7 protein-coding genes and 1 pseudogene are annotated in these 7865 nt (G+C 68.4%); 2 read left to right on the top strand and 6 right to left on the bottom strand.

Translation table 11 applies throughout. The annotated features are described in order from the left end of the window. Positions 1-451 (top strand): replication initiator (locus LQ326_RS22075; protein ID WP_372496919.1); only part of this gene is annotated, 451 nt, incomplete at its 5' end. 138 nt (positions 452-589) lie between these two features. Here the strand turns inward: LQ326_RS22075 and LQ326_RS22070 are convergent. After that, a complete protein-coding gene (locus LQ326_RS22070; RefSeq protein ID WP_234539022.1) occupies positions 590-2149 on the bottom strand; it encodes a recombinase family protein in 1560 nt (519 codons plus the stop codon). A gap of 72 nt (positions 2150-2221) precedes the next feature. Between LQ326_RS22070 and LQ326_RS22065 the strand changes: the two genes are divergently transcribed. Then, a complete protein-coding gene (locus LQ326_RS22065) occupies positions 2222-2368 on the top strand; it encodes a hypothetical protein (RefSeq protein WP_234539037.1) in 147 nt (48 codons plus the stop codon). Positions 2369-2570: 202 nt separating this feature from the next. Here the strand turns inward: LQ326_RS22065 and LQ326_RS48750 are convergent. The 5 genes and pseudogenes from LQ326_RS48750 to LQ326_RS22040 form a co-directional block, all read right to left on the bottom strand. Continuing rightward, a pseudogene (locus tag LQ326_RS48750) lies at positions 2571-2687 on the bottom strand (NUDIX domain-containing protein); the annotation flags it as partial. 96 nt (positions 2688-2783) lie between these two features. Further along, positions 2784-3722, bottom strand: coding sequence for an NADP-dependent oxidoreductase (locus LQ326_RS22055; RefSeq protein ID WP_234539021.1), 939 nt, complete (start codon positions 3720-3722; stop codon positions 2784-2786). 233 nt (positions 3723-3955) lie between these two features. Continuing rightward, on the bottom strand, positions 3956-4825 hold the full coding sequence (locus tag LQ326_RS22050; RefSeq protein ID WP_234539020.1) for a hypothetical protein: 870 nt from the start codon (positions 4823-4825) through the stop codon (positions 3956-3958). A gap of 181 nt (positions 4826-5006) precedes the next feature. Beyond that, positions 5007-6095, bottom strand: a complete 1089-nt coding sequence (locus LQ326_RS22045; RefSeq protein ID WP_234539019.1) for a metallophosphoesterase — start codon at positions 6093-6095, stop codon at positions 5007-5009. Between the two features lie 255 nt (positions 6096-6350). Continuing rightward, positions 6351-7463 (bottom strand): LacI family DNA-binding transcriptional regulator, encoded by a 1113-nt coding sequence (locus LQ326_RS22040; RefSeq protein ID WP_181805495.1) that lies wholly within the window; start codon positions 7461-7463, stop codon positions 6351-6353. Positions 7464-7865 lie beyond the last annotated feature (402 nt).

Below are 7865 nucleotides of genomic sequence, written 5' to 3'. Positions count from 1 at the left end.
CGCAGCGTACGTCGCCAAATACGTCACAAAGGGAGCCAGCGAGACAGGCGCCGGCATTGACCGCCCCGTCACCGGCTGGGAGGACATCGAGACGGCACGCGTCAGTGGACACGTCCGCGCCCTCATGCGGACCTGTTGGCGCCTGGGAGGCCTGCCGGAGTATGCGCCGCTGAATCTGCGGACCTGGACTCACGCCCTCGGGTACCGGGGCCACATTCTCACCAAGTCCCGTGTCTACTCGACAACTTACGCAGCACTCCGCGCCGAGCGCGCCCACCACATGGGCCACGACGACACGCCCGGCTCGGTCACCGAACGGCAATGGCGCTACGTCGGCTCCGGCCACACCCCCGGCGCCGCCCTCATCGCGGCCGGAGTCGCCGAAGACCTGGCTCAGGCTCAGAGACTGAGAAGAGATGCGGCGCTGGTTATGGGCGGTGATGCCGTCTGACCACCCCCAGGACGAATCGCGGCTCCTCAGCCGACGAAGATGCTGCAATTCGAGCATGGATTGAGAGGAACCTGCGCGAATCACCCCCACTCTCCGACGGCCAACTGCGAAGGGTGGGGGAAATCCTGGGCCTTCGTCTTACTCGGAGGTCCGCCACACCGGCTTGAGAAGGTTCGGGTCGAACGGCTTCCTTCCCTTCCCGGTAGGAGTGGCTATCACTGCCGCGAGTACGTTCTTGATAGCCTCGCGTTTCTGTGCGAGAGTTTTCGTCTCCCACGACTTCGCAATATCTTCCTGCGCGGCCTCGGCCTTAGCCTTCAGGGCCTCATGTTTTGCATGTTCGGCGCGCAATTCCTTGATCCGGCGTTCGAGGACGGGGAGATTGCGGAAGAACATCTCATCGTCGATGTCCGTGTCTTCGTCGTCGTGCCATCGCCGTTCCAGCTCGTTCCGGCTCTTGACGGCACGCTCCAGCGCATCGGCCTTGTCCCAGTCCGACACTCCCAGGGCGTAGGTTGCTGCGTCTTGCTCCAGCTTCGCGACGACGAGTTTTTCGATGAGCTCATCCGTCTTGTCCCCGCGTTTGACGTTGCTGTTGCAGCCCCCAAGAACTTTTCGGCACGTGTAGACGTAGTCATATTTGAGCCTTTCCATGGCGCGCATTCCGACCATCTTGCCGTTACACGTTGTGCCGTCCTCCTGGATGTTGCCGCAACGCAGGATGCCGGTGAGGAGGTACTTGTGAACCACCTTGCCGCGGGGGATACCGGCTCCTTCGTGCTCTCGGAATTTTCCGGAGATGGCAAACCACTCCTTCGGAGTGATGATCGATTGCCAGTCGCCGACGATGGGTTGATCATCCCCGTCTCGTACCAACTCGCCCTTGATCTCGCGATAACCGCAGAGCCTCGGGTTCGTCAGAATTTGCTTGACCGTCTGATGTTGGAATTGGTTGCCGCGACTCGTGATGAATCCGGCATCGTTCCAGCGGCGGACGATCTCGGAGACCGATGCGCCGGCGATCACGTCGTGAACGGCCTTCCGGATTGCTTCTGCCTCGTCCGATCGCAAGGTGACCTTGTCGTCGTCCCATCCGAACGGTCGCCATGCGGCCACCGACTGACCGCGGATCGCCCGGCTGCGGTGGCTGTTCCGGCTGCGTCGCTGCTTCTTCCTCGTTTCGCTGAGCGACATGGCTACCCCCACAAGGCCCTTGATCTCGAACCCTTCTGCGTAGAGGTCCTGGCTGCCGTTCGAGTCGTGGTAGACGCGTTCCTCGTGTGAGGTGAACGCCTTGAGGTACCGTTCCCAGTCGCTTGGGCGCCGGTACAGGCGGTCGTCATTGACAGCCAAGACGCCGTGAATCGGGTAGCCCTCCGGCGTGGTACCCGCTGCAAGATCAGTGAGCAGCTGTTCGAAGTCGTCGCGAACGACGCTCTCCTTGCTGGCGCTCTTGTCGTTGTCCGTGTAGCGGTAGACGATCAGCCATCCGAGCTTGCGGGCGTTCTCGGTCATGTCGCGATGCTGATCCTCGATGCCGTGCGCGTCCTTCACCCGGCCGTCGAACGAGATCCGCGCGTAGCACACGACGCACCTCAGGTTGGGGTCGGCGGCCGCCATCGCGCGTACCTCTTCGACGGGCGGCAGTCCCTCGGGCACGCCTCGCAGCTTGCTGACGACTTCTTCGCGTCCGGCCATGGTGTCCCCCTCCATCTAACGGCTGGTCAGACGACTGTAGCGTATGTGTGTGTTTAAGTAATGCTCTACTCGATGAAGATCAGCCAAAGCATCACGGAGCGGTTCGGTGGTGCGGCCGCTGACGGAGCGTCCCCTGAGGAGGTCGCGGAGGGCATGCTCCAGAAGTCGAAGGAGTTCGCGGCGAGCGGGAACCGGGTGTACCTGCCGTTGGCGGACTGACCGATGCGCCGGATGGGCCGTGCTCTGCCTCCGACGACCCGTGGGGTCTCGGACACACGGTCCATCCGTAACGCCGCGCGGATACGGGGAATCGCAGGAGGCGGCGAAGGACGAAGTGCGGCGTGACGGTCAGCGTCCCGCTCGGTTCGGTCACGGTCGGAAGGGGGTACCCCGGCTCCGCCACAGGGCCGATCGTGGTGCCGATCTCCTCCATGACCTCGCGGCGCAGTGCCGCTTCGAGACCGGCGTCGTCGGGTTCGGCGCTGCCGCCCACGGTCGTCCAGTACGGGACGCCACCGGGCCTGCATCGGGGCAGCACCGGGGCAGGAGAACCAGGAGGTCACCGTCGAGCAGGACCACGCGCATTTTTTGACGGTCCTTCATTGAGGGACCCTGATGGGGGCAGCAGTGCGACTCATGGCATCAGGACGAGCTTTCCGGTGGTGCGACCGGACTCGATCGCGCGATGGGCCTCGGCGGCTTCGGACAGCGGGTAGGTGTCCTGCACGAGTACCCGCAGCCGGCCCGCCTCGATACGTTCCGTGATCCGTTCCAGCAGCTCACCGGAGGGAGCGGCAGTGACCCACGCGTAGCGCGTCCCGCGCTCGGCCGCCTGGCGTTCGTCCGTTCCCGGGTCGATCGACGCCCCGACGAGCAGACCGCCGGGGCGCAGCACGTCGAGGGAGCGCGGTCCGTAGGAGCCGCCGACCAGGTCCAGGACCGTGTCCACCGGAGCCACGGCTGACTCGAAGCTGGTGGTCGTGTAGTCGATCAGCTCGTCGGCACCCAGTCCGCGCAGCAGTTCATGGCGGCCGGTCCGTGCCGTGCCGATGACGTACGCCCCGAGTTCCTTGGCCAGTTGCACCGCGACATGGCCGACGCCACCGGCCGCCGCATGGATCAGCACCCGGTCACCGGGCCGGACCCCAGCCAGCACGACCAGCGCCTGCCAGGCGGTGACCGCGACCAAGGGTACGGCGGCCGCGACCGCGAGCTCCAGGTTCCCCGGAGCGGGGGCCAGAGCCTCGGCCGGTGCTGCGGTGAACTCGGCGTACGCACCGCGCCGGGAGACCGGCAGCATGCCGTACACCCCGTCGCCCGGGGCGAACCGTGTCACGCCCTCGCCGACCCGTTCGACGACACCGGCGACGTCGTTGCCCGGCGTCCACGGCAGCTGTACCAGCTCCGGTACCCGGCCGGAACGCAGCACCGCGTCACCGGGATTGACCCCGGCCCCGGCTACCCGCAGCAGCACCTGGCCGGGGCCCGGCTCGGGTATGCCGGTCGTGGCGTACTCCAGCGTCTCGGGGCCACCGAACACGGACTGGACGACGGCATGCATACGGGCGGACATCAGGACTCCTCGTCGGCTGGTCGCGGTGGGTCGCGACGCGTCCCATGCTCGGCTCCGGCAACGGCCCTGTGGAAGAAGGCACTTTCCTGATATCGAGGTTTCTCATGGATACCGGCTTCGACCTGAGAGAACACGGCCGGCGCGGAGGTCTTCCTGCGCGACTGCCCCACCCGTGCCGTGCTGGACGTGACCGGGTGTCCGGCCTGCGCCCCCGGGCCGGGGGCGCAGGCCGGTTATTCCGGCTGGTGTTCCGGGCCTCCGAAGTCCGGGCTGGTGTAGTCCGGGCTGGTGAAGCTCGGGCGGGAGGCGGGGGCGGCGCCGTCGTCGGTGCTGAAGCCGGGACGGTCGTAGCCGAGGCGCGGCATGCGGCCCGCCGGGCCCGACGGAGCGGTCCTGCGCAGTCCGGCCGCGCCGGTGTCGGCGGCCAGCGCTTCCCGCAGGAAGGGCAGGATGCCCCGCTCCAGCACGGCGTTCCGCCAGGCCTCCCGGGCCTTGGCCACCTCCCCGCCGGGTTCGCCGTAGGCTCCGGCCTCCAGCGAGGGGCTGTTGCGCAGTGCGGTGAGCAGCAGTCCCGCGCCGGCCATGACAATGGTGGCCGCGGTCACGGCGCCGAACACCCAGCCCGCGGTGAGCATGGTGTGGGCGAACGCCGGGGCCGGGTCCAGCATCTTCAGGACGTAGCCGACGAGCAGGAAGATCGCCGCGGCGGTGCCGGCGAGCACGGGCGCCAGGACCAGGGCGAGGGCGAAGCCTCCGGCGCCGGTGGTCTCGGCGGCCTCGCCGAGAGTGGTGGCGAGCCCCATCGCGCCGCCCGGGCCCGGCTCCGCGGAGCCGTAATCCTGGACGGTGGCCGGGGTGGACCGCGCCGGATTGCGCAGTTCCTCGCGGACCTTCACATAGTGCTGGTACTCGGTCGCCGCGGCCGCCGTGATCAGTGTGGTGGCGTTGAGCGCCATGGTGCGCAGCTGTTCGGTGTTCAGACGGCGGCCTATACCGGCCAGTTCGGGACGGTACTGGGCGGAGCGCAGCGCCTCATCGAGGATCCGCTCGTATTCCTGACGGTCCTCGCTGTGCAGGTGCTGCGGAACGCTGTTCATGTGCATCCCCCGATGCTCCGTAGGGCTGGTGGCTCGCACGCCGGCGAGCCGTCGGGCAGAAACGGAGGGGAGCCTGCTACGGATAAACCGATGGTAGAGCCGTTACGGCACGCGGTGACAGGGGGTTGCCGGAAATTGGGGGTGGCCCGCGTGTGACGTCGGGAGGACGGAACAGCCCGGCGAACGCTCAGGTCTCCAGCGGAAGTTGCCTCACCAGCAGCTTTCCGGCCATGGTCACGCCGCCGTCCATGGCGATGGCCAGCCCGTCGGCGTAGATGTGCGGCCCCTCCACAACCGGGCCGGTGCCCTCTTCGCCGTCCTCGGAGCCGACTTCGCCCAGCAGATAGGGAATCGGGCTGTGTCCGTGAACGATGCGGGTACCGCCGTACGTATCGAGAAGGGAACGGACGGCGTCTGCACCCCCCTCGTCGCGGAAGGAGAAGCGTTTGGTGAATTTACGGAACAGATCCCAGACTTCGTCCGCGTCATTACGCGTGATGGTCTCGCGGACCGTGTCGTTGACCGCCTCGATCGAGTCGCCGTAGTCGAGGTAGGCGGTGGTGTCGGAGTGGACGAGCAGGTAGCCGTCGACCGCCTCGACGGCGTCCAGGCGCGCCATCCACTGGAGGTGGTGGTCCTGGAGCCGGTCCATGTCGGTCTTCTGGCCGCCGTTGAGCAGCCAGGCCGCCTGGAAGGTGGCGGTGCCCGCGCCGGAGTTGACGGGCGTGTCGCCGAACCGTTTGGCGCCGAGCAGCAGCAGCTCGTGGTTGCCCATGAGGGCCTTGCAGTAGCCGCCGGCCGCGGCCGCCTCGGCGGACAGCCGCATCACCAGGTCGATGACGCCGATGCCGTCCGGACCCCGGTCGGTGAAGTCGCCGAGGAACCACAGCCGGGCGGTGCCCGCACACCAGTGGCCGTCCGCGTCGATCAGGCCCTGCTCGCGCAGCGCGGCGACCAGCTCGTCGAAGTAGCCGTGCACGTCACCGACGACGTACAGCGGGCCGGGGCCGTTTCCGGGCTGCGCGGCCGGGCCCGCGGCCGGCTGGACGGGCGTCTGGAGCGTGTCGCCGCGGTGGATGACGGGCAGGTCCCGCTGGGTGGGCGTGTACCCGTCCGGATACCCCTCGGGGTACACGTCGTCGAGGGGCGGGACGACGTCGCCGGGGTGGGTGCCGGGGGCGTACGGGCCGGTCTCGTTGACGTACCCGGGCACCCGGAAGTCGCGCAACGTCGCCGTCCGCTCCGCCTCGGGTCCCTGACCGGCCCCCTGAGTCATCAGACCCCTCCACCATCGCGCCGCATCTGCACCGCTTCGGACTGCCTGGTCGCAGCGGCCCGCGGTGTCGTGGGCCCATCATAGGAATGCCCGTCGCGCCGTGTGATGACCCAGGGGTGGTGAATCCGGGCAGGACTCCAGTTCAGCGTGGCTTTCGCCCCGGTTGGGCAGGGCTTCGACCACCCGCCGTTCAGCTGCCGGCTGCCGCCGGACGACGCCCGGCGGCCCGGCCGCTCCGCTCTCCGCGCGTTCGTGCTACTCCTCCTCCGGTGCCCGCGGCGGGCTGACCGTGGTGCGCTGCGGGCGTCGCTGGGAGGAGGTACGCACGATCAGTTCGGTCGGTATCACCTGCTCGACCGGATGGTCCGAATCGACGCCCTCGATCGCGTCGATGAGCAGCTGCACCACGGCCGTGCCGATGCGGCGCGGCTTCAGCGAGAGCGTGGTGATGGGCGGCTCGGTGTTGGCGTACACCGTCGACTCGCTGCAGCACACCAGGAGCAGGTCGTCGGGGACGCGCAGCCCGTAGCGGCGGGCGGCGGCCAGCAGGTCGGTGCCGTTGGGGTCGAAGAGGCCGTAGACGGCGTCGGGGCGGTCCGGGCGGGCGAGCAGCCGGTCGGCGGCGACGGCGCCGGCGCACGGGTCGTGCGCCGGGTACGCCTCGTAGACCGGGTCCTGGCCGACGCGCTCGCACCAGCGCAGGTAGGCGGTGGTCGACAGGTGTGTGTACGTGTCCGTCGTGGTGCCGGTGAGCAGTCCGATCCGGCGGGCGCCCGCGTCGGCGAGATGGTCGAGGATGCCGAGGACGGCGGCCTCGTGGTCGTTGTCCACCCAGGCGGTGACCGGGAGGGCGCCGGCCGGGCGGCCGTCGGAGACCACCGGCAACCCCTGCCGGACGAGCTCGCTGACCACCGGGTCCTGGTCGGAGGGGTCGATGACGACCGTGCCGTCCAGGGCGACGTTCGACCACACGTCGTGGCGTGAGGTCGCGGGGAGGATCACGAGGGCGTAGCCGCGGGCGAGCGCGGCCGAGGTGGCGGCCCGCGCCATCTCGGCGAAGTACGCGAACTCGGTGAAGGTGAAAGGTTCATCCCCGTACGTGGTCACGGTCAGGCCGATGAGTCCCGACTTGCCGGTACGGAGGGTCCGGGCGGCGGCCGAGGGGCGGTAGCCGAGCCGGTCGGCGACCTCGCGGACATGGCGCCGGGTGGCGTCCGGGAGCCGGCCCTTGCCGTTCAGGGCGTCGGAGACGGTCGTGATGGAGACTCCGGCGGCGGCGGCCACGTCTCTGATGCCGGCCCGGCCCGGCCGGCTGCCTCGCCGAGAGGTTTCCGCGCGGCTCACCTGGTGCTTCCCTGCTGCTGTCATGGCGAGCCGATAGTAGGGCTCATGCGGTGGGGTAGTGCGGACGCATATGCACGCGTTAACAGGCACGTTTCTGCAAGGCCAATTGGGGTCAACTACCTTAGAAAGAAAGTCAGTTGAACGATCCAATGGTGAGACGTGGCTTGTCCGCACGGATGGGCCTGCCAAGTGCCCGATGTTTCGAAGAGGTCTCAACTCACCTGCACGGGTGATGCGCGCCAGGGCGTGAGCCACCGGCGCGTAGATATATGTAGGGCGCGCCCCCGATAAATGCGCCTTCGTACGGTGATGCCCGTGATGCCTGTGGGACGGACGAGGTTCGCGGCCTCGGCTCCGCGCCCACCGGCCGGTACGCCGCTCCGGCTCAGCGCGCGCTCTTCCGCGGTACGCACCGGGGCCCAATCC

Origin of the sequence: Streptomyces shenzhenensis (assembly GCF_021462265.1) — a bacterium.
Taxonomy (GTDB): Bacteria; Actinomycetota; Actinomycetes; order Streptomycetales; family Streptomycetaceae; genus Streptomyces; species Streptomyces shenzhenensis.
Note: the sequence above shows the minus strand (reverse complement) of the source record. Positions and strands in the feature narration are given on the sequence as shown.

What these genes read in the sequence shown, in the direction of transcription:
- LQ326_RS22070 (WP_234539022.1), bottom strand. Translation starts at nt 2,149, where the DNA reads ATGGCCGGACGCGAAGAAGTCGTCAGCAAGCTGCGAGGCGTGCCCGAG.
- LQ326_RS22065 (WP_234539037.1), top strand. Translation starts at nt 2,222, where the DNA reads ATGAAGATCAGCCAAAGCATCACGGAGCGGTTCGGTGGTGCGGCCGCT.
- LQ326_RS22055 (WP_234539021.1), bottom strand. Translation starts at nt 3,722, where the DNA reads ATGTCCGCCCGTATGCATGCCGTCGTCCAGTCCGTGTTCGGTGGCCCC.
- LQ326_RS22050 (WP_234539020.1), bottom strand. Translation starts at nt 4,825, where the DNA reads ATGCACATGAACAGCGTTCCGCAGCACCTGCACAGCGAGGACCGTCAG.
- LQ326_RS22045 (WP_234539019.1), bottom strand. Translation starts at nt 6,095, where the DNA reads ATGACTCAGGGGGCCGGTCAGGGACCCGAGGCGGAGCGGACGGCGACG.
- LQ326_RS22040 (WP_181805495.1), bottom strand. Translation starts at nt 7,463, where the DNA reads ATGACAGCAGCAGGGAAGCACCAGGTGAGCCGCGCGGAAACCTCTCGG.